This window comes from Streptomyces pseudovenezuelae (genome assembly GCF_029892565.1).
GTDB classification, from domain to species: Bacteria; Actinomycetota; Actinomycetes; order Streptomycetales; family Streptomycetaceae; genus Streptomyces; species Streptomyces pseudovenezuelae_A.
The window spans coordinates 21,465-40,207 of the sequence record NZ_JARXVH010000011.1; the positions used below are offsets into that span (position 1 = coordinate 21,465).

Below are 18,743 nucleotides of genomic sequence, written 5' to 3' on the forward strand. Positions count from 1 at the left end.
CAGCGACGCCCCTTCGAGGCGCAGATCGCTCAGCACAGGGGCGACGTCGAGGTACCGATCGGCGCGCTGTACCAGGCGATGACGGAGAACCGCATGCTGCGTCGGCAGCTGCCTTTGAGGGCGCCGACGCGGTCCGGCACTGCGCACGCAGCCGAGGACCACACACACCGGACGGCCGGTGCTGTCCGGCCTTGCGTGATCTGCCGAGCCGGCTTCGATGGGCGGATCGGAGGCTGGCCCGTCGCGTCCGAGACCGCGGTCGCAGGAGGAGGCCGGGAGCGTTGTCAGCCCACCAGGAGACCGATGGCGACCTTCAGCCGTTCGAGGTAGAACTCCCGTGCTGGGGCCTGATGCTTGAGGCCGATCGATGCGCTGATCATCGTCTGTGCGACAAAGGAGGCCGCCTCATGTCCTGACTCGACGGCGATCGCGTCTGTGATCAGTTCCTCGAAACGTCGCGGCGTGGTCTCGACGATCTCTCCGAGGAGGTTGGGATTGTCCTCGATAACCGCCGCGACATCGCGCGTCAGCGGGCCGATATAGCGGCCCGCCCAGTGGTCGAACGCTTCGACGAGGCGCTCTGAAAGGGGGCGGCCGCTGTCGGCCAGGACCTGTTCGACAGCGGTGATGTCCCGCTCCAGGGCCTGGGTGACCGCAGCACGGAAGAGAGTCTCCTTCGAGGAGAAGAGGAAGTAGAGCCCGGGCCGGGAGATGCGCGCCGCCCGCGCCACCTCCTCCATCGAGGTCTTCCTGTAGCCGAATCGCGCGAACGTGGCCATGGCGGAGTCCAGAACCATGCTTCGACGGTCGGCATCAGCGACTGTCGACGGCGGGTGGCCAGCGTCGGGACTGCTCATGGAACGAGCATACGGGCGAGAACCGTACTATACAAATTAAGTCTAGTGCGTATAGTCGCGCTATGAACACTCACAAACTCATCTCCACGCCCTTCACCGCCTCCAGCGCCGCGGACGAGGTGCTGCGGGGCGCCGATCTCACCGGCGTCCGCGCGATCGTGACGGGAGCCTCCTCCGGACTCGGGATCGAGAAGGCTCGGGTGCTGACCGCTGCCGGGGCGGAAGTGACGCTCGCCGTCCGGAACACGACCGCAGGTGACGCCGTCGCCAAGGCGATCGAGAAGTCGACCGGAGGAATGCAGCCCCGAGTCGTCCGGCTGGACCTCGCCGACCGGACCACCGTCACACAGTTCGTCGACGCGTGGAGCGGCCCGCTTCACCTGCTGATCAACAACGCGGGCGTAGTCACCAGCGGCCTCGAACGAACGCGTGAGGGCTGGGAGCTGCAATTCGCGACCAACCATCTCGGCCACTTCGCTCTGGCAACCGGCCTTCACGACGCCCTGGCCCTGGGAGCGTCCGACCGCGACGGAGCACGCATCGTCTCGGTCAGTTCGACGGCGCACATGCGTTCCGGCATCGACTTCGACGACCTCCACTTCGAGCGTCGCGACTACGACCCGCAGATTGCCTACGCCCAGTCGAAGACGGCGAACTCGCTCTTCGCCGTCGAGGCGACCCGCCTCTGGGCGTCCGACGGCATCGTCGCCAATGCGGTGAACCCCGGCGGTATCGCGACGGGACTGCAGCGGAACTTCACAACAGAACAGAAGGAGTCGCTCGACGCGGCCGAGGCCGCCGGAGTCTTCACCTATAAGACGGTCGAGCAGGGAGCCGCCACCGGCATCGTCGCGGCCGTCGCCCCCGAGTTCGCTCACTCCGGAGGCCACTACCTCGACGATTCACAAGAGGCCTACACCGTGCCGAACGACGCCGCCCTCGCGCAGCACCCGCACGGTGTCAAGGAATGGGCGCTCGATCCCACCACCGCCAAGCGCCTCTGGACCGTCTCGACCAACCTGCTCCGCGTCTGACCTCAGCTCGGAGCGCCGACCGACTCGCCCTGTGGACTGCGCGGGCCTGGCCCCGGTGGCCGCGGTGGCCGCGAGGTCCAGGTCGAGACGGCTGTTCATATCCAGTTCGAACCGGCCATATGGGTTCACGTGGGTCCACAGCAGCGGTGACAGCCCTCGCCGGTCCGCCTCGGTAAGCGTGTCCGCCCACTCCGGGTCGGCCAGAACCTGCTGGACGAGCAAGGTATTGGCATGCACGAGACTGCTCTGCAAAAGGTGCAGGGCGAGCATGCGCCCGGTTCACGAACAGGTGGCGCACTCGGCGAAGCGTCGCCTCCGACTCACCGTGCTTGCCCGTCACCGCGACCCGTTTGATCCCCATGTTCGTGCCCAGTCCGAACAGGACCAACAGCAGCCTTCTCCGGAGTACCTCCCGGGACAGGTTCTCGCGGGTGGCCACCGTGGTGAACTCGGCGATGAAGTCGGTGTCGAACTCCGCGTACTTCAGGAGGTCCAGCAGGTCGATGGTGTCCCAGCGCCGTTCGATCTCCCCCTTCACCGCGACCAGGCTCGTAGGCTCCTCCTGCTTGGGCCGCGGCGAGACCTTGATCCATCCCTCGCCGTTCTTCCTGACGATCGCCACCCCGCCTGTGGTGTCCTGCGCGAGCGCGGCCTCGAACCGGTCCAGGGCCTCGCGGTGCGTCCTCTGCAACTCCGCGATGAACTTCGCCGGGTCCTGGGGTTTTTGGATCGCGTCGTAGTGCACGTCCCGGTTGTCCTCGAAATCCTGCGGCAGGTCGTCCTCCGGGTTACGCCACCGGTTCGCCCCCACCACCCGCATCTCCCGGCGCCGCAACGCTTCACGCAGGCTGACCAGCACGCACAGCTCGTAGGGGATGCGCTCGACGCGGCCCTTGTCGTCCACCACCGCGGCCCGCCACTGCTCGGGCACCACACCCTCCAGCGGCACGGCCTCCGCCGCGTCGAAGAACGTGCCCTCCTTCGGCGGTTGCTCCAGGTACCGCTGGAGCAGGTCGATGGCGTCCATCACCGGCCGGTAGGCGGTGTTGTTGCACTTCAGCTCCGGTGCCCGCAGCAACGGGGTGAGCACCCGCCGCCTGTGCGCCGAGCACGCCGACCGCAGCACAGTGCGGATCCGCGCCTTGTACTTGGCCTCGTTCGCCGCGGCCTCCGCGGCGAGGGCCTGCAACGTCTTCTCCCCGCCGACGACGGGGTAGATCAACTTGCGGACCGTGCCGGCGGGCTCGGACAAGGCCGCCTCGGCGACCCGCAGCATCATCGCCTCCTTGCCCCGCACCTTCTTCAGCTCGCTGGTCAGCTCCTTGTCGACCTTCTTCTCCGCCCGGGTGTTGATCTTCAGTACCAGTTGGATGAACAGCTCCCCCCTCTATCTTGATGTCGGCTGTCGGTGCCATGTTCACGGGACGGGGATGCGGTGCCGGATGGTGATCTTCTCGGGGCCGACGAGGACGTCCTTGACGAGGAGCCGCAGGACACGTTAACGCTCGGGGATCTCGGCTGTCTGGGCGTTGTCGTGGAGCTGGGCGAGGAAGCCTTCGAGGTCGTCGGCAAGCTTGAGGTAGGCATCACGGTCGGCGAGCTGGGCGTCCAGCGCGTCGAGTTGGCCGCGCAGGTTGCTCTCCCGGGCCCGCAGGCCGGGCATCCTGGCCCGCAGTTCATCGAGGGTGATCAGCTGTTCCTGGAACGCTTCGATCATGCGCGTGATCGCTTCCGTGGCCTTGGCCAGGGCCAGTTCGAGTCGGCTGCGCTGGCGGGTGGCGGGTGGCGGGGTCGCTGGTGCGGGCGCGGTCCAGCCGCTTTTCGATCTCGGACCGGATCAGGTGCGGGTCGGCGATCATGCCGATGATGTGGTCCCAGACGACGCTGTCGAGGTAGTCGGCGCGGACGGGCCTGTGCCTCAAACAGCAATGGCGAACAACTGCTGAAGCAGGTGGCGTCGAAGGGCCTGGAGAGGGTTCGTGAAAGGAAGGTGTGACCGTTGCGAGAGCCGTGAGGACGGTTCGGACCGGACCCGGACTACGCAGGATGAGGAGCCGGCACCCGGTAGCTGCCAAGGAGTAGGTGGTAGGGCCGCCCGAGGGCGGCCAGTTCCTCCGGCGTCGCACGCCGACACCACTCCGCCGCCGCGGTGATCAAGTCGTGGCCGGACGGGGTCATCGCGCAGACCACCAGGGCCAGCAGCGAGGAGAGCTGGTACCGCACTCCGCAAGCCCCTCTCGGATCAGTGACCGACTCGAACTCGGCGACCAGGCAGTGGACTTGCTCCTTGGCGGCACCCTCGCCGAGGCCTTCCAGACAGGGCGCATGAGGCATGGGGACAGCGACAGGGGATGATGGAGGAACGAACACGGCACCTTCGTGGATCTTGCAGCGTAGAAAACTACATGATCCACAGGCGCCGTGCCTTTTCCAACCTGTGTTGAGCGTGGCTGGTTGGTCGCGGAGGTCTGTACAACGAAGTGAAGCTCCTGGTAGACGGGTTCACGGGCATCGAGGTCCTAGCCGCCACTTCGAAGCTCCCCGAGTACGTGCTCCAAGCCGCCGAGCGGCTGGACTCCGAGGGAAGTTGAGCCCGGGAGCAGCCCGGCGAGTGCTGCCCTGCACAGCCACCGGCGCAGGTTGGAAAAGGCTAACTACGTTGTTCTGCGGGACGCGGTGAGCCCTTCGTATGGTTGACCCGCCCAGGGGTGCCGGGTGTGGTTCAAAAGGCTCTGTCACTTGTGGCTTTCAATGATTGGCCGCCCGGCGCCTCGCGACGACTCGGCTGCCAATTAGGAATTGTGAATGATCGCTGAGTAGGGAATCGACAGCGAGGTCGTCCGTCGGGAGGCACCACACCGCACGGAGGCATCACATGGCCACGATCTGGGCCGGCATCGACGCAGGCAAGACCCATCATCACTGCGTCGCGATCGACGAGAGCGGCCACCGGCTGCTGTCCCGACGCGTCGCCAACGACGAACCCGAACTCCTCGAACTCCTCACCACAGTCCTGGCTCTGGGCAACGAGGTGACCTGGGGCATCGACCTGGCCGACGGCGGGGCCGCCCTGGCCATCACGATCCTCGTCAACCATGACCAGCAGGTGCACTACATCTCCGGCCGGGCCATCCACCGCGCCGCCGAAAGCTACCGCGGCGAAGCCAAAACCGACGCCAAGGACGCCGCCGTCATCGCCGACCAGGTCCGCATCCGCCGCGACCTGCACCCCTTACGCACCGCCGCCCGGCGTCCTCGGACCTGGTCCGGCAGCAGCTCACGGACGAGGTCAGCAGCCTGCTGGCGCGCATGGCGTTCCACCAGGCGTGGCTCCAGATCGAAGCGTCGTCCGTCGCAGGGCCATACGCGATCCTCGTCGCCACGGCCCGCGCCGAAGCCGGCGCACAGATGAGTCTCGCCTGGCAGCAGCCGCCCATCAGGACCGACGAAGGGATGAACCTCGGCGCGGCCTACCCTCGCGACCGATCAACAGCCGCCCGAGCAGCCTGCATTGAGGTGATGCGCCGTCACCTCTGAAAAGCGCTAGCGATCTTGGTGCCAATTATCCCTCTTTTATGCCAACTAAAAATCCTCGTCACAAACAGCTCAGCGCCGAACTCGCGGCATCCCCAACCCGATCCACGAGATGATCTCGCGCTGGATCTCGTTGTTACCGCCGCCGAAGGTGAAGATGACGGCCGAGCGGTAGCCGCGCTCCAGCTCCCCGTGGAGCACCGCGCCCACCGAACCCTCCTTCAACTCGCCCGCCGCGCCCACGATTTCCATCAGCCAGGCGTACGCGTCCCGGCGGGCCTCGGAGCCGTAGACCTTCACCGCAGAGGCGTCCTGCGGGGTGAGCGTGCCGTGCTGGACGGCGCCGACCATCTGCCAGTTGAGGAGTTTCATCGCGTCGAGCCTGGTGTGCGTCCGGGCGAGCAGGCGGCGTACCCAGGGCAGGTCGACGACGCGGCGGCCGTCGGCGAGCTTGGTCTCGGTCGCCCAGCGCTGCACGTCGTGCAGGGCGCGGATGGCCATGGTGCCGTGGGCGGCGAGGGTGACGCGCTCGTGGTTCAGCTGGTTGGTGATCAGCCGCCAGCCCTGGTTCTCGGCGCCGACCCGGCGGGAGACGGGGACGCGGACGTTCTCGTAGTAGCTGGCCGTGGTGTCGTGCGAGGCGAGGGTGGTGATGAGGGTGCAGGAGTAGCCGGGGTCGGTGGTCGGCACCAGGAGCATGGTGATGCCCTTGTGCGGTGGGGCCTCCGGGTTGGTGCGGGTGGCCAGCCACACCCAGTCGGCGGTGTCGCCGTTGGTGGTCCAGATCTTCTGCCCGTTGACGACGTACTCGTCGCCCTCGCGCACGGCCCGTGTCTTCAGGGCCGCGAGGTCGGTGCCCGCGTCGGGTTCGCTGTAGCCGATGGCGAAGTCGATCTCGCCGGCCAGCACCTTCGGCAGGAAGTACGCCTTCTGCTCCTCGCTGCCGAACTGCATGATGGTCGGCCCGACGGTGTTGAGCGCCATCAGCGGCAGCGGTACGCCGGCCTGCGCGGCCTCGTCGAAGAAGATGAACTGCTCCATCGCCGTGAGCCCGCGCCCGCCGTACTCCTTCGGCCAGCCCACGCCCAGCCAGCCGTCCCTGCCGAGCCGTCGGATCGTCTCGCGGTAGAAGCGCTTCTGGGTGGCCGGGTCGCCGTACCGGGCGTAGGCGTTGTCCGGCACCAACTCCGCGAAATAGGCGCGCAGTTCGGTGCGCAGCCGCAGCTGCTCGGGGGTTTGGTCGAGATGCACGGCGCCTCCAGGCTCCCGGGACCGGTCCTGACGGCGCACACGGTAGAACGTGTTCCAGAAATTGGGAATGGCGGTGCTACGGAAAAGAACAGGTCAGTCGAGCATGGCCATGAAGTCGGTGCACGCCCCCGCGCACTCCCGGCACATCTTCGCGGCTTCCTCCGCGCCCGGGTACCCGTCGAAGACGTTCGCGCACTCCAGGCACACGCTGCGGCACCACTCGACCTGGACACGGATGCCGGCCTCGTCGAGACGGTTCTGCTCGGACAGCACCCGGCACGTGGCGTCGCACACCTCCGCGCACATGATGCCTTTGCGTCGGACGAGATCCTGCTCCTCCGTCCCGTCCGGATCCACCATGCTCGCGCGCACGGCGCACGCCCGGGCGCACTCGGTGCATGCCTGTGCGCACGAGAAGCGGTCCTCCAGGAACCGGATGAGCTCCCTCTGGGATGTCGTCGTAGTCACACGACGCGAGTTGCCGTTACCGATCGTGTCAAACCCGGATCGGTGGCGTCGGTGCGCGGGGCCCAGGCGGTGGGGAGGGTCTTCGTTCGGGGGCCGGGAACGGGTTCATGACGAGGGCCACGGGTACTCGCGGGCCATGAACAACGCATGGATGGACATCGCCGCGGGGCGCGGCGCCCTCGGAATCGGGCTGGTCGCGGTCGGTGTGGTCGTCGTGGCCCTGCTGCTCGGCGCCTTCTGGATGGGCGCCCGCGCCCGACGCCGGGAGCTGCCCCCGCCGCGCCCGGATGAGCAGCCGCAGATGCCCGAGGGTGGCCCGGTCCGCGAGGAACAGCAAATTCGCGAGCCCGACGAGGTACCCCGCGACGGCCACCGGCGGACCCCGCACGAGATGCCCGGCTTCGGGAACTCCCCCACCCGGACGGACCCCTCGCAGAAGCGGCGGCGCTGGAGCTAGAGCGGCGGCAGGGGCGGGCCGGGGCCGCCCCTGCGTCACCCGGTCGTGTGCCCCCATTGCCGTCCGACCCGCTCCCACTCCACGCCCCACCGCTCGGTGGCGCGCCGCTGCACCCGCAGCCGTATCAGATGTCCGCCGACGAGGACCGCGGCCCCGGTGAACAGCGCCGCGCCGGCGCCCGCGAGGGCCGCGCGGGCCGAGGCCTCGGCGGCGTTCACGGGTGCGGAGACCAGGCGGCCGTGTCCGTCGGTCCAGGCCCGGACCGGGCTGCCGGCCTTGCTGTCGGGCTTCACCGGCGTCAGCCCTGTACGGACCGTCCCTTTGGCGTCGGTCCAGCGCACCGCGCCCACCACACGGTCGTAGCGGATACCGGTGACCACATCGCGCGTGCTGCCCGGGACGATCCTGACCAGCACGGTGGCCACGGGTGTGCGGGCCGCCCGCTCCCGGGCCAGCGCCCGCTCCGCGACCTGTGTCCCGACGACTCCCACCAGCACCGCGCCGATCGTCGCGACCACCCAGGCGGTGAGCAGGATCCACGCCTCCACTATGTCGCTGCGCCTGCACAGCGGATTGCTCCGCCAGCGCCGGCCCAGGACCTGGACGCGTCTGACCTTCCGCATCGGTCTCACCCCCTCACGGGCGCAATGAGGACGGACTGAGGACGGACACACATAGTCGGAAACACCAGACGGATACACATAAACGGTCTCACTCGACGGGCGCCAGCGGGAGGCCTGCCCGCGGACCGGTCTCGGACTGTTCGCGGCATCCCGTGCCGTCCCGGCGTCCGGCGCCCCGGTCGCCCCTCGCGTCCCCGTCGTCTCCGGTCCGGCGACGGACAGGTTCGGGCAACGGACGGACAGTAGGCGACATGCGGTGACAGCGACGGTTCCCGTGCGTTGGGATGGCCTGAATTCACCGCGCGCGGTGGCCTGGGGGGTAGGCATGGGTGACGTCAGGGGAGCGAGTACGACGCTTTCGGGGGGACCGGTCGGTCAGGAGGTGTGCCGGTGCGGCGGAACGGTCCGCCGGGACGGGACGGGTGCCGCCGAGGAGCGGTTCCGGGGCCTGCTGGAGGCCGCCCCGGACGCCATGGTCATCGTCGACGACACCGGAACCATCAAGCTGGTGAACGCCCAGACGGAGGCCCTGTTCGGCTATCTGCGCGACGAACTGCTGGGCCGCCCGGTCGAGTTGCTGATGCCGCACCGCTTCCACACCCAGCACACCCTGAACCGCGAGGGCTACACCGCCAACCGCCAGGTACGGCCGATGGGCGCCGGGTTCGACCTGCACGGACTGCGCAAGGACGGCACCGAGTTCCCCGTGGAGATCAGCCTCAGTCCGCTGGAGACGGCCGACGGGCTGCTCGTGTCCGCGGCCGTACGGGACGTCAGCGACCGCAAGGCCGCCGAAGCCCGTATCAACGAGCTGGCCGCGCTGGTCGAGTCGTCCCAGGACGCCATTCTCGCCACGACCCTCGACGGTTTCATCACCTACTGGAACGCCGCCGCCCATTGCCTGTACGGCCACACGGCCGAGGAGGCGATCGGCCGGCACGCCTCGCTGCTCGCCCCGCCCGAGCTGGACCAGGAGATCAGGACGCTCCTGGAGCGGCTGCGGCACGGCGAGAAGGTCGAGCACTTCGAGACGCTACGGGTGACCAGCACCGGCACGCTGCTCGACGTGGACGTCACCCTGTGGCCGACCCGCGACGCCGGCGGCACGGTGGTGGGCGTCTGCGCCATCGTGCGGGACATCAGCGACCGCAAGCGCGCCGAGGCCGAGCTGACCGCCCTGTACGAGCAGCAGCGGCATATCGCCCTCACGCTGCAGCGCAGTCTGATGGGCACCCCGCCGGCCCTGCCGGGGCTGGCCACGGCGAGTCGCTACCGGCCCGCCACCCAGGGCGCGGGGGTGGGCGGCGACTGGTTCGACCTGGTGCCGCTGGGCGCCGACCGGGTCGGGGTGCTGATGGGGGACGTCATGGGCCGCGGCCTTGAGGCCGCCGCCGTCATGGGGCAGCTGCGGTCGGCCGCGCACGCGCTCGCCAAGACCGGTATGCAGCCCCGCCAGCTGATGCAGGCGCTGGACACCTGCGTGGCCGACCTCGACGTGCCCGACCAGCTGGTCACCTGCTGCTATCTCGTCATCGCCCCCGACGCGGGCACCGTGACGGTGTGCTCGGCCGGTCATCTGCCGACACTCGTCGCCTCGCCCGGCGAGGGGGTGCACGGCCTGGACTCGCCGGTCAACGCGCCCCTCGGCGTCGGCGACATCCTCTTCCAGCAGTCGTGCACGGAGATCCCGCCCGGCTCGACCCTCGTCCTGTACACCGACGGCCTGGTCGAGACGCCCGGCAGCGACATCGAGGTCCGGATCGCCGAACTCACCGCCGTGCTCGACGCGTTCTTCTGCGACACCGCGTGCCTTGAGGCCGCCGCCGACCACGTCCTGGCGAGCCTGCTGCCGGACGCGGACAGCCACAACGACGACGTGACGCTCCTGCTGGCCCAACTGCCCGCCGCACCCCTGGCCTCGCTCACCACCGACCTGCCCGCCGTGCCGCCCTCGGTGTCCGAGGGCCGGGCCTTCCTGCGCGCCGCGCTCACCTCCTGGGACTGCGCGGCGAACGCCGACGACGCCGCGCTCCTCCTCTCGGAGACCCTCACCAACGCCGTCCTGCACGCCGAGGGCCCCATCGCCCTGCACCTGCGCCGCACGGCCACCGACCTCACCGTCGAGGTGAGCGACCGCAGCCCGCAGCTCCCCCACCCCCGACCGGCGGGCGAGAACGAGGAGTCCGGCCGCGGCCTGATCCTGGTCCGCGCCCTCGCCACGGCCTGGGGAGTCCGCCCCACGGACGAGGGCAAGACGACGTGGTTCACGCTTCGCCTGTGACCGGCGGGACAGCTGAGTCCGGGCCAGGACCAGTACGTCGATCCCGCCGACGCATGGTCGGGCCGGGCGGGGATACCCCAGTGGTATGCCACGGACACCGGGACCGGACGAAGAAGTGCAGGACCGCGCGCCGGACAGCCCCGCCAAACTGCCGAAGCGGTCCTGGTGGGCAGTGCTCAGGGGCACGGTCAGGGAGTTCAAGGAGGACGAACTCGCCGACCGGGCCGCCGCGTTGACGTACTACGGAGTGCTGGCGCTCTTCCCTGCGCTGCTGGTCCTGGTCTCGCTGCTCGGCATCGCCGGCAGGTCGGTGACGGAGACGGTCATGGACAACCTCGCGAAGCTGGCGCCGGGCTCGGCCCGGGACATCATCAGCAACGCCGTGCGGGAACTTCAGGCACCCGGCGGCATCGGCTCGATCATGGCCGTGGTCGGGATCGTGCTGGCGGTGTGGTCGGCCTCCGGCTACATCGCGGCGTTCATCCGCAGTGCCAACGTGGTGTACGACATGCCCGAGGGACGCCCCATGTGGAAGGTGCTGCCGATCCGGGTGGGGATCACGGTCGTGCTGCTGGTGCTGACCACGATCAGCGCGCTGATCGTGGTGTTCACCGGCGGCCTTGCCCGGCAGGCCGGCTCGCTGCTGGGCATCGGGGACACCGCGCTGACGGTGTGGTCGATCGCGAAGTGGCCGGCGCTGGTCGTCCTGGTCACGATCGTCATCGCGATCCTCTTCTGGGCGGCGCCGAACGTGAAGGGCCGCGGCTTCCGTTGGGTCACTCCGGGCAGCGTGCTGGCCCTGCTGGTCTGGATGATCGCCTCGGCGGGCTTCGCGTTCTACGTGGCCCACTTCGCCTCGTACAACAAGACGTACGGCGCGCTCGCGGGCGTGATCGTCTTCCTGGTGTGGCTGTGGATCAGCAACATCGCGATCCTGCTCGGCCTGGAATTCGACGCGGAGCTGGCCCGCCAGCGCGCCGTCGCCGGCGGCATGCCGAAGGACGAGGAGCCCTACCTCCCGCCCCGCGACACGCGGACCTGGAGCAAGGAAGCCTAATCCGGTTCTTTGTGGGGACCCGGCGGGCTGGAGGTCAACCCATGATTCCCATCCTGTTGGTGAACCGGACATCGTGACAACAGAAGAACACCCAACCCATCCCGGCCATTTGACGGTCAGTCGGTCCACCGTCGACGGCGTCCGGGTCATCGCCCTGCGCGGCGAACTCGACCAGGCCACACACGACTGCGTCGGAGAGGCACTGAATCCACCGGCCGGCGATCCGTCGCCGCGCACCGTCGCCGATCTCTCCGGCCTGACCTTCATGGACTCCAGCGGCATCAACCTGCTCATCGCCGCCCACCGGGCGGCCGTGGAGGCTCAGGGCTGGCTGCGCGTGGCCGGTACGCAACCGCCCGTGCTGCGCGTGATGCAGCTCGTCGGCATCGACACCCTCATCCCCTGCCGCCCCACCGTCCGCGAGGCACTGGAGGACTGACCTCCGCACGGGTGCCGTAGTCTGCACGCGTCGGTTCTGAAACATACATTCGAATATCGGGGCGAGGTGCGCCACGCACCGCACGCCTACGCCATCGAGGGCCACCCTCCCCACCACGTCCTGGAACGCCTGGAGACCCTGCTGGGCCAGTCCCGGCCCGGCATCACGGTCACCCTCTGTCTGGTCCTCGTCACCCGGACGACCACCACCTGCACATCGCCAACGCCGACCACATCCCCCCGCTGGTGATCGATCCGCAGCACGGGCCGCGGTTCCACCACCCGCACGGTCCGCTCCTCGGGCTGGGGCTCCCGCCACACTCACCGAGTTCCGCGACGCGGTGGCCGACGGACCGGACGGTCTCGAGGAGTTGTGCGACCTCCTTCTGGCACGTTTCGGACATGACAAGGACGACGACATCGCCCTGATCGTGGCCCTGTTCAGCTGAGAGATCACGCGGAACCGGCCGGCCCAGGTTTGGATCAGCGTGAAGTTGTACATCCGGTGAAGGAACTGAAAGGGTCGGCCGCTCGGTGTGGTTATCCTCTCGGCTGTCGTCGTCCGACGACGTCACTGAGAACTGCGGCGCGTGAGGGCAGGAAGGTCACAACCATGATGTCGACGTCCGTCGGGGACGCCGAACCACCGTCGCGTGCGCGGGAGGACGGCGTCGCGGAGTGGGAATGGCGGGAGCCGTCCGTCCTGTTGATCGAGGACGACCCCGGCGACGCCCTGCTGGTCGAGGAACTCGTCGCCGACAGCGCGCTGAAGATGCGGCTGCGGTGGGTGCGCTCGATGGCGGAGGCCGCCGACGTCCTCGCCGCCGGGGTGCCCGACTGCGTCCTGCTCGATCTGCATCTGTCGGACGCGCAGGGCCTTGAGGCGGTCTCCCGCGTCAAGGCGTACGCCGACCAGGTCGCGATCGTGGTGCTCACCGGGCTGGCCGAGGAACTGACGGGCCTTGCCGCGGTCGCCGGCGGCGCACAGGACTACCTGGTCAAGGGGCGGGTCGAGCCCGAGCTGTTCGGGCGCGCGGTGCGCTACGCGATACAGCGCAAGCAGGCGGAACAGGCCGCCGTGGCGCTGCAGGCCAGCCGGATGCAGGCACAGGAGAACGCCCGCCTCGAACGGGGGCTGCTGCCCCGCCCGTTGCTGCGCGGCGACGACGTCGACATCGTGGCCCGCTATCTTCCCGGGCGGGCCCAGGCGCTCCTCGGCGGCGACTTCTACGACATCGTGCAGAGTGCCGACGGCACGGTGCACGCGGTGGTCGGGGACGTCTCCGGGCACGGGCCGGACGAGGCGGCCCTGGGCGTCGCCCTGCGGATAGCCTGGCGCACCCTGGTGCTCTGCGGCGTCACCGGGGCCGAGCAGGTCGGTCGGCTGGAGGAGATCCTGCTGGCGGAGCGCGCCCGGAACGAGGTCTTCGCGACACTCGTCAGCCTCTCCGCCGTACCGGGCCAGGAGCGGGCCCGGCTGGTACGGGCCGGCCACCACGGATTGTTGCTGCGCACCGATCATGGTGTGGAGTGGGTGGAACCACCCGGCGGTCCGGCGCTGGGGGTGGTACCCGGAGGAGCGTCGTGGCAGGTGGCGGAGGTGGAGGTGCCGGCAGGCGCGGGAGTGGTGCTGTTCACCGACGGCCTGTTCGAGGGGCACATCGGCCGTGGCACCGAGCGCCTGGGCGAGACGGGACTGCTCGCCCTCGCCCGGGAGGAGGCCGCGTTGGCGCCGGAACCGTTCGCCGACCGGCTGATCGAGCGGGTGGGTGGTCTGGCCGAGTCACAGGGTGGCCTGGCCGACGACGTGGCCCTGGTGCACCTGTGCTGGAACTGAGCGAGTGGGGCGAGCGGTGCCGGAACGCGGAATGACGGACGGGGCGGGCAGGGCCTGGATCGGGCGCCGGCTCACCGTACAGAGCTGGTTCTACCTGGTCCTGGCGCTCATGATGCTGGTGGTCGTGATCGGCACCGCGGTGGGCGCGAGTCTGCTGGACCGGACGGCGCAGGTGACCGACCAGTTGCTCGGGCACGTCCAGCCCGCCCAGACGGAGGCGTACCGGCTGCAGGCCACCCTGGTGAACCAGGAGACCGGCATCCGGGGCTACGCGATCGCCGCCGACCGGCAGTTCCTGGAGCCGTACACCCAGGGCAAGCGGGACGAGACCCGGGTGGCCGCCCGGCTGCGCTCCCTGGTCGCCGACCGGCCACGGCTCCTCGCCGACCTCGACGCGGTCCAGCAGGGCGCCGCCAACTGGCGCGACACCTACGCCGAACCGCTCGCCGCCTCCGTCACCCCGGGCCGGCCCCGGACCATCGACCAGAACACCACGGACCGCGGCAAGGAGAAGTTCGACCACCTCCGCGCCCTGTGGACGCAACAGAACCGGGACCTGACGCAGGCGCTCCGCGACGGCCAGGAGAAGCTGGCGCACGAGCGGACGGTACGCAACGCGGTCCTCAGCGGCATGGTCGTCCTCTTCCTACTGACCGGGCTCACGCTCGCGATCCTCGTACGGCTGCTCGTCACCCGCCCGCTGGAGGCGCTGCGCGAGGCGTCCCGGCAGGTGGCCGACGGAGACTTCGACCACGTCATCAGGGGCGGCGGACCGGCGGACCTGGCCGCGGTGGCCGCCGACGTCGAGGGCATGCGGCAGCAGATCGTCGCCGAGCTGGCAGCCTCCCGCAGCCAGCGGGACATCCTGACCCGGCAGGCCGCCGACCTGGACGCCCAGGCCGTCGAACTGCGCCGCTCCAACGCCGAGTTGGAGCAGTTCGCCTACGTCGCCTCGCACGACCTCCAGGAGCCGCTGCGCAAGGTCGCCTCCTTCTGCCAGCTCCTGGAGAAGCGGTACGGCGACCAGCTCGACGAACGGGGCCAGCAGTACATCGACTTCGCCGTCGACGGCGCGAAACGCATGCAGGTCCTCATCAACGACCTGCTCACCTTCTCCCGGGTCGGCCGTGTCAACGACACCCAGGTGCCCGTCGATCTCGACCAGACCCTCGACCAGGCGATGACGAACCTGACGGCGGCCGTCGAGGAGTCCGGCGCCCGCGTCGACCGCCCGGACACCCTGCCCGAGATCGTCGGCGACCCCACGCTGCTGGCCATGCTGTGGCAGAACCTGATCGGCAACGCCCTCAAGTTCCGCCACACGGACCGCGCACCGCACGTGACGATCATCTGTGCCGTGGACCCCGACCGGCCGGACACCTGGCTCGTGTGGGTCACCGACAACGGCATCGGCATCCCCGCGGAGTTCGCCGAGAAGGTCTTCGTCATCTTCCAACGGCTGCACGGCCGCGACGCCTACGGCGGCACCGGCATCGGCCTGGCCCTGTGCAAGAAGATCGTGGAGTATCACGGGGGCACGATCTGGCTCGACACCGGCCGCACCGAGGGCACCCGCTTCTGCTTCACTCTTCCTTTCGCCACCGTGCCGGTGATCGCCTCCGCCCCCCGCACCGAGAAGAAGGCCCTGACATGACCACCCCTCCCGCCACCACCATCGACGTCCTGCTCGTGGAGGACGACCCCGGCGACGAGTTGATGACCCGCGAGGCCTTCGAGGACAACAAGATCGGCAACACCCTGCACGTCGTACGGGACGGCGAGGAGGCCCTCGACTTCCTCTACCAACGCGGTGACCACACGAACGCGCCCCGCCCCGGCCTCATCCTGCTCGACCTCAACCTGCCCAAGTACGACGGCCGTCAGGTCCTGGAGGAGATCAAGTCGGACCCGGACCTCGCCCACATCCCCGTGGTCATCCTCACCACCTCGGCGGCCGAGGAGGACATCCTGCGCAGCTACAAGCTGCACGCCAACGCCTATGTCACCAAGCCCGTGGACCTGGACCAGTTCATCGCCGCGGTCCGCCAGATCGACGACTTCTTCGTCCAGGTCGTACGGCTGCCCCGCACCGGCATGTGAACCGCGCGGGACAGCGGGCACGCGAAAGCCCCAGGACTCCTTGGAAGTCCCGGGGCCGCGGTGCAGCGGATCAGGCCATGGGCCTGCGCGGGGTGCCCATGTCGGGGCCGCTGCGCGGGGTGTTCGTGCCGTAGTACGTGCCCAGCTCATCGTGGTAGCCCTGGTCGCCGAGGTGCTTCTCGCGGTCGAACTCGGGGGCGTCCTTGATCTGTTGCTTGGTGCGGTCGACGAAGACCTTCTGGTCGTCCGAGTCGATCCTGATGACCGTGCTCGCCGGGAGCAGGACCTCCTTGCCGAAGATCCACACACCGGTGTCCACCACCAGGTAGGCGTCGCCGACCTCGTCGGAATGCTTGTCGACCTTGCCGATACTGCCGTCCGTGGCCTCTACCTTGTAACCAGTGAGGTCGACGCTCGCCAGACGGCCCGCGGTCGACTGGTAATCCCAGACATTTTCATTCACGCGAAAACAACTCCTCCAGTAAATCCGGCCTCAACGACCGGCTTCTTCCGAGTGCCCAACACCCAGAACTTCACGCACTGTTGGAGTATTTAAAATCCGCTTTACAATTCACCTAAATTCGAGCGCTGAAATAAATCACGCGGATCAGCGGGCCCGGTCCCGGTCCCTGTCCGACAGGAAGGACGCGAGGGTGTGCATGTAGGCCTCGCGGTCCTCCCACATGGCCATGCGCGCGCTGTTCGGGAACTCGACCCTCTCGGTGGAGGGAAGATGTTGTTCCAGCGTGTCCGTGGAGTCGACGGCGAACTCGTCGTAGCGACCGCGGGTGAGCAGGACGGGATACCTGATGCGGCGCAGCTCGGAGGTGCGGTCCCAAGGGGAGAGGTTTCCGGTCATCACGAACTCGTTCGGGCCGTTCATGGTGGCGTACACCTGGTTGCCGTCGACATTCGCGGCGCTGCGCAGCAGGGCCTCGGGGTACGGGTCGAGACGGCAGAAGAAGTTCGCGTAGAAAACGTTCACCGCGTCGAGATATTCAGGTGCGGTGTAGTCGCCCTTCGCCTCGTATTCGTCCAGGACGCTCTGTACGTCGGCCGGCAGGAGCGTGCGCAGATACCGGGTGCCCGCGACGAACTGCGGCGCGCTGGACGAGGTGCTGGCCAGCACGACGGCGCCCACCTCACGGGGCTGACGGAGCAGGTACTCGATGGCGAGCCAGCCGCCCCACGAGTGTCCGTACAGGTGGAAGTGGCGCAGGCCGAGCGCGCTCCTGACCGCCTCCAGTTCGGCGACGAAGCGGTCGATCCGCCAGAGCCCGGGGTTGTCGGGCTTGTCCGATCGACCGCAGCCGAGCTGGTCGTAGAACACGACCGGCCGGTCGGTGGCCAGGTCACCGAGGGACTACAGGTAGTCGTGTCCCGCGCCCGGTCCGCCGTGCAGCACCAGCAACGCCGGCCGCCGGCCACTGCCGACGACGTTCACCCAGACCCGGCCGCCGGGGACATCGACGTACCGCTCACCCGGCCGCAGACCGGATCCGCCACCGGAACGGGGCTTGCCCGCGGCGGCCACGGGTACGAGGCCGCCCGCTGCCAGGGCGCTGGACGACTTGAGAACGTTGCGACGGTTGATCATCGTGAGGACTCTCTGCTCTCCTGTTGACGCGCGACGGTCATGGGCGCCCCCGGGTGCCCAACCAACCCTCTGTCGGCCCGGCATGATCGTGCATCGGCCAGTTGACCTACTTCCGACCGCTGCCCACCCCCTGGTTCGCGACCCGATCTCGCCTACTCTGACCAGTGAGGAACAGGCCGGACGCCCGTCTGCCGTGCACACCAGGAGGTACCGATGAAGATGTTGATCAACGTCCCGGAAACCGTGGTGGCGGACGCGTTGCGAGGCATGGCGGCCGCGCACCCCGAGCTCACCGTCGACGTGGAGAACCGCGTGATCGTACGGCGGGACGCCCCCGTGGCCGGGAAGGTCGCCCTGATCTCCGGCGGCGGCTCGGGGCACGAGCCGCTGCACGGCGGATTCGTGGGTCCCGGCATGCTCTCCGCCGCCTGTCCGGGCGAGGTGTTCACCTCGCCGGTGCCGGATCAGATGGTGCGCGCGGCGGCGGCCGTGGACAGCGGGGCCGGCGTGCTGTTCATCGTGAAGAACTACACGGGTGACGTGCTCAACTTCGACATGGCGGCGGAGCTGGCCGAGGACGAGGGCATCCAGGTCGCCAAGGTGCTGGTGAACGACGACGTGGCGGTCACCGACAGCCTCTACACGGCGGGCCGCCGCGGCACCGGCGCCACCCTGTTCGTGGAGAAGATCGCGGGCGCCGCGGCGGAGGAGGGACAGCCGCTGGACCGGGTGGCGTCGATCGCCCGGCAGGTCAACGAGAACTCGCGCAGCTTCGGCGTCGCGCTCAGCGCCGGCACCACGCCCGCCAAGGGCACCCCGACCTTCGATCTGCCCGCCGGCGAGCTGGAGTTGGGGGTCGGCATCCACGGCGAGCCCGGCCGGGAGCGGCGGCCGATGATGACCTCGGGCGAGATCGCCGACTTCGCGGTGAACGCGGTCCTGGAGGACCTGCCCCCGCGCAACCCGGTCCTCGTCCTGGTCAACGGCATGGGCGGGACCCCGCTGCTTGAGCTGTACGGGTTCAACGCCGAGGTGCAGCGGGTGCTCGCCGCCCGCGGTGTCGCCGTGGCCCGCACCCTCGTCGGCAACTACGTCACGTCGCTGGACATGGCCGGCGCGTCGGTCACCCTGTGCCAGATCGACGAGGAGACGCTGCGGCTGTGGGACGCCCCGGTGAAGACGCCGGGGCTGCGCTGGGGCGTGTGACAG

At 69.0% G+C, this 18,743-nt stretch carries 18 protein-coding genes and 4 pseudogenes; 11 read left to right on the forward strand and 11 right to left on the reverse strand.

The window, feature by feature from the left end:
* Nucleotides 1-284: 284 nt before the first annotated feature.
* A complete protein-coding gene (locus M2283_RS31085) occupies nt 285-857 on the reverse strand; it encodes a TetR/AcrR family transcriptional regulator (protein ID WP_432423153.1) in 573 nt (190 codons plus the stop codon).
* A gap of 62 nt (nt 858-919) precedes the next feature.
* Between M2283_RS31085 and M2283_RS31090 the strand changes: the two genes are divergently transcribed.
* Nucleotides 920-1,891, forward strand: coding sequence for an SDR family NAD(P)-dependent oxidoreductase (locus M2283_RS31090; protein ID WP_280879771.1), 972 nt, complete (start codon nt 920-922; stop codon nt 1,889-1,891).
* 78 nt (nt 1,892-1,969) lie between these two features.
* Here M2283_RS31090 and M2283_RS52005 read toward each other — a convergent pair.
* The 4 genes and pseudogenes from M2283_RS52005 to M2283_RS31110 all read right to left on the reverse strand — a co-directional run.
* Nucleotides 1,970-2,161, reverse strand: a pseudogene (locus M2283_RS52005) (Tn3 family transposase); the annotation flags it as partial.
* A gap of 49 nt (nt 2,162-2,210) precedes the next feature.
* Nucleotides 2,211-3,170 (reverse strand): annotated as a pseudogene (locus M2283_RS51695) (Tn3 family transposase); the annotation flags it as partial.
* Nucleotides 3,171-3,389: 219 nt separating this feature from the next.
* Nucleotides 3,390-3,608: a hypothetical protein gene (locus tag M2283_RS31105; protein WP_280879772.1), complete on the reverse strand. Its 219-nt coding sequence runs from the start codon at nt 3,606-3,608 to the stop codon at nt 3,390-3,392.
* 335 nt (nt 3,609-3,943) lie between these two features.
* Nucleotides 3,944-4,261, reverse strand: a pseudogene (locus tag M2283_RS31110) (transposase family protein); the annotation flags it as partial.
* Between the two features lie 505 nt (nt 4,262-4,766).
* Between M2283_RS31110 and M2283_RS31115 the strand changes: the two are divergent.
* Nucleotides 4,767-5,129 (forward strand): annotated as a pseudogene (locus M2283_RS31115) (IS110 family transposase); the annotation flags it as partial.
* Nucleotides 5,130-5,497: 368 nt separating this feature from the next.
* Here the strand turns inward: M2283_RS31115 and M2283_RS31120 are convergent.
* Together M2283_RS31120 and M2283_RS31125 are read right to left on the reverse strand one after the other, a co-directional pair.
* The gene (locus M2283_RS31120) at nt 5,498-6,676 is read right to left on the reverse strand and encodes an acyl-CoA dehydrogenase family protein (RefSeq protein ID WP_280879773.1); all 1,179 of its coding nucleotides are present in this window, start codon (nt 6,674-6,676) and stop codon (nt 5,498-5,500) included.
* A gap of 93 nt (nt 6,677-6,769) precedes the next feature.
* Nucleotides 6,770-7,144, reverse strand: coding sequence for a ferredoxin (locus tag M2283_RS31125; protein WP_280879774.1), 375 nt, complete (start codon nt 7,142-7,144; stop codon nt 6,770-6,772).
* Nucleotides 7,145-7,280: 136 nt separating this feature from the next.
* Here M2283_RS31125 and M2283_RS31130 point away from each other — a divergent pair, with 136 nt between their 5' ends.
* On the forward strand, nt 7,281-7,601 hold the full coding sequence (locus M2283_RS31130) for a DUF6479 family protein (RefSeq protein WP_280879775.1): 321 nt from the start codon (nt 7,281-7,283) through the stop codon (nt 7,599-7,601).
* A 35-nt stretch (nt 7,602-7,636) separates the two neighbouring features.
* Here the strand turns inward: M2283_RS31130 and M2283_RS31135 are convergent, their stop codons facing one another.
* Complete coding sequence (locus M2283_RS31135; protein ID WP_280879776.1) at nt 7,637-8,224, reverse strand: Rv1733c family protein; 588 nt, start codon at nt 8,222-8,224, stop codon at nt 7,637-7,639.
* Nucleotides 8,225-8,549: 325 nt separating this feature from the next.
* Here M2283_RS31135 and M2283_RS31140 point away from each other — a divergent pair, with 325 nt between their 5' ends.
* The 7 genes from M2283_RS31140 (at nt 8,550) to M2283_RS31175 (ending at nt 15,937) form a co-directional block, all read left to right on the forward strand.
* Nucleotides 8,550-10,505, forward strand: a complete 1,956-nt coding sequence (locus tag M2283_RS31140; protein ID WP_280879777.1) for a PAS domain S-box protein — start codon at nt 8,550-8,552, stop codon at nt 10,503-10,505.
* Between the two features lie 85 nt (nt 10,506-10,590).
* Nucleotides 10,591-11,562 carry a YihY/virulence factor BrkB family protein gene (locus tag M2283_RS31145; RefSeq protein ID WP_280879778.1) on the forward strand — a complete coding sequence of 324 codons (972 nt, stop codon included), beginning with the start codon at nt 10,591-10,593 and terminating at the stop codon, nt 11,560-11,562.
* Nucleotides 11,563-11,671: 109 nt separating this feature from the next.
* Nucleotides 11,672-12,001, forward strand: coding sequence for an STAS domain-containing protein (locus M2283_RS31150; RefSeq protein ID WP_280879779.1), 330 nt, complete (start codon nt 11,672-11,674; stop codon nt 11,999-12,001).
* A gap of 66 nt (nt 12,002-12,067) precedes the next feature.
* The gene (locus tag M2283_RS31155; protein ID WP_280879780.1) at nt 12,068-12,250 is read left to right on the forward strand and encodes a hypothetical protein; all 183 of its coding nucleotides are present in this window, start codon (nt 12,068-12,070) and stop codon (nt 12,248-12,250) included.
* A 363-nt stretch (nt 12,251-12,613) separates the two neighbouring features.
* The gene (locus tag M2283_RS31165) at nt 12,614-13,837 is read left to right on the forward strand and encodes a PP2C family protein-serine/threonine phosphatase (RefSeq protein ID WP_280879782.1); all 1,224 of its coding nucleotides are present in this window, start codon (nt 12,614-12,616) and stop codon (nt 13,835-13,837) included.
* A gap of 31 nt (nt 13,838-13,868) precedes the next feature.
* A complete protein-coding gene (locus tag M2283_RS31170) occupies nt 13,869-15,491 on the forward strand; it encodes a sensor histidine kinase (RefSeq protein WP_280879783.1) in 1,623 nt (540 codons plus the stop codon).
* Nucleotides 15,488-15,937, forward strand: coding sequence for a response regulator (locus M2283_RS31175; protein WP_280879784.1), 450 nt, complete (start codon nt 15,488-15,490; stop codon nt 15,935-15,937). The genes M2283_RS31170 and M2283_RS31175 overlap by 4 nt, the downstream gene beginning before the upstream one ends.
* Before the next feature lie 70 nt (nt 15,938-16,007).
* Here the strand turns inward: M2283_RS31175 and M2283_RS31180 are convergent, their stop codons facing one another.
* The 3 genes from M2283_RS31180 to M2283_RS31190 all read right to left on the reverse strand — a co-directional run bounded on the left by M2283_RS31180 (nt 16,008) and on the right by M2283_RS31190 (nt 17,534).
* Nucleotides 16,008-16,400: a PRC-barrel domain-containing protein gene (locus M2283_RS31180; RefSeq protein ID WP_280879785.1), complete on the reverse strand. Its 393-nt coding sequence runs from the start codon at nt 16,398-16,400 to the stop codon at nt 16,008-16,010.
* Nucleotides 16,401-16,544: 144 nt separating this feature from the next.
* Entirely contained in the window at nt 16,545-17,288 is a 744-nt protein-coding gene (locus M2283_RS31185) for a proline iminopeptidase-family hydrolase (protein WP_280880051.1), read from the reverse strand.
* A 12-nt stretch (nt 17,289-17,300) separates the two neighbouring features.
* The gene (locus M2283_RS31190; protein ID WP_280879786.1) at nt 17,301-17,534 is read right to left on the reverse strand and encodes a twin-arginine translocation signal domain-containing protein; all 234 of its coding nucleotides are present in this window, start codon (nt 17,532-17,534) and stop codon (nt 17,301-17,303) included.
* 213 nt (nt 17,535-17,747) lie between these two features.
* On the opposite strand from M2283_RS31190, the gene dhaK reads away from it, so the two are divergent.
* Nucleotides 17,748-18,740: a dihydroxyacetone kinase subunit DhaK gene (gene dhaK / locus M2283_RS31195; RefSeq protein ID WP_280879787.1), complete on the forward strand. Its 993-nt coding sequence runs from the start codon at nt 17,748-17,750 to the stop codon at nt 18,738-18,740.
* Nucleotides 18,741-18,743: the final 3 nt, after the last annotated feature.

Bases quoted from the DNA above. Each gene is read 5' to 3' on its own strand.
- M2283_RS31085 (WP_432423153.1), bottom strand. From the start codon at position 857: ATGAGCAGTCCCGACGCTGGCCACCCGCCGTCGACAGTCGCTGATGCC.
- M2283_RS31090 (WP_280879771.1), top strand. From the start codon at position 920: ATGAACACTCACAAACTCATCTCCACGCCCTTCACCGCCTCCAGCGCC.
- M2283_RS31105 (WP_280879772.1), bottom strand. From the start codon at position 3,608: ATGATCGAAGCGTTCCAGGAACAGCTGATCACCCTCGATGAACTGCGG.
- M2283_RS31130 (WP_280879775.1), top strand. From the start codon at position 7,281: ATGAACAACGCATGGATGGACATCGCCGCGGGGCGCGGCGCCCTCGGA.
- M2283_RS31135 (WP_280879776.1), bottom strand. From the start codon at position 8,224: ATGCGGAAGGTCAGACGCGTCCAGGTCCTGGGCCGGCGCTGGCGGAGC.
- M2283_RS31140 (WP_280879777.1), top strand. From the start codon at position 8,550: ATGGGTGACGTCAGGGGAGCGAGTACGACGCTTTCGGGGGGACCGGTC.
- M2283_RS31145 (WP_280879778.1), top strand. From the start codon at position 10,591: ATGCCACGGACACCGGGACCGGACGAAGAAGTGCAGGACCGCGCGCCG.
- M2283_RS31165 (WP_280879782.1), top strand. From the start codon at position 12,614: ATGATGTCGACGTCCGTCGGGGACGCCGAACCACCGTCGCGTGCGCGG.
- M2283_RS31170 (WP_280879783.1), top strand. From the start codon at position 13,869: ATGACGGACGGGGCGGGCAGGGCCTGGATCGGGCGCCGGCTCACCGTA.
- M2283_RS31175 (WP_280879784.1), top strand. From the start codon at position 15,488: ATGACCACCCCTCCCGCCACCACCATCGACGTCCTGCTCGTGGAGGAC.
- M2283_RS31190 (WP_280879786.1), bottom strand. From the start codon at position 17,534: ATGATCAACCGTCGCAACGTTCTCAAGTCGTCCAGCGCCCTGGCAGCG.
- dhaK (WP_280879787.1), top strand. From the start codon at position 17,748: ATGAAGATGTTGATCAACGTCCCGGAAACCGTGGTGGCGGACGCGTTG.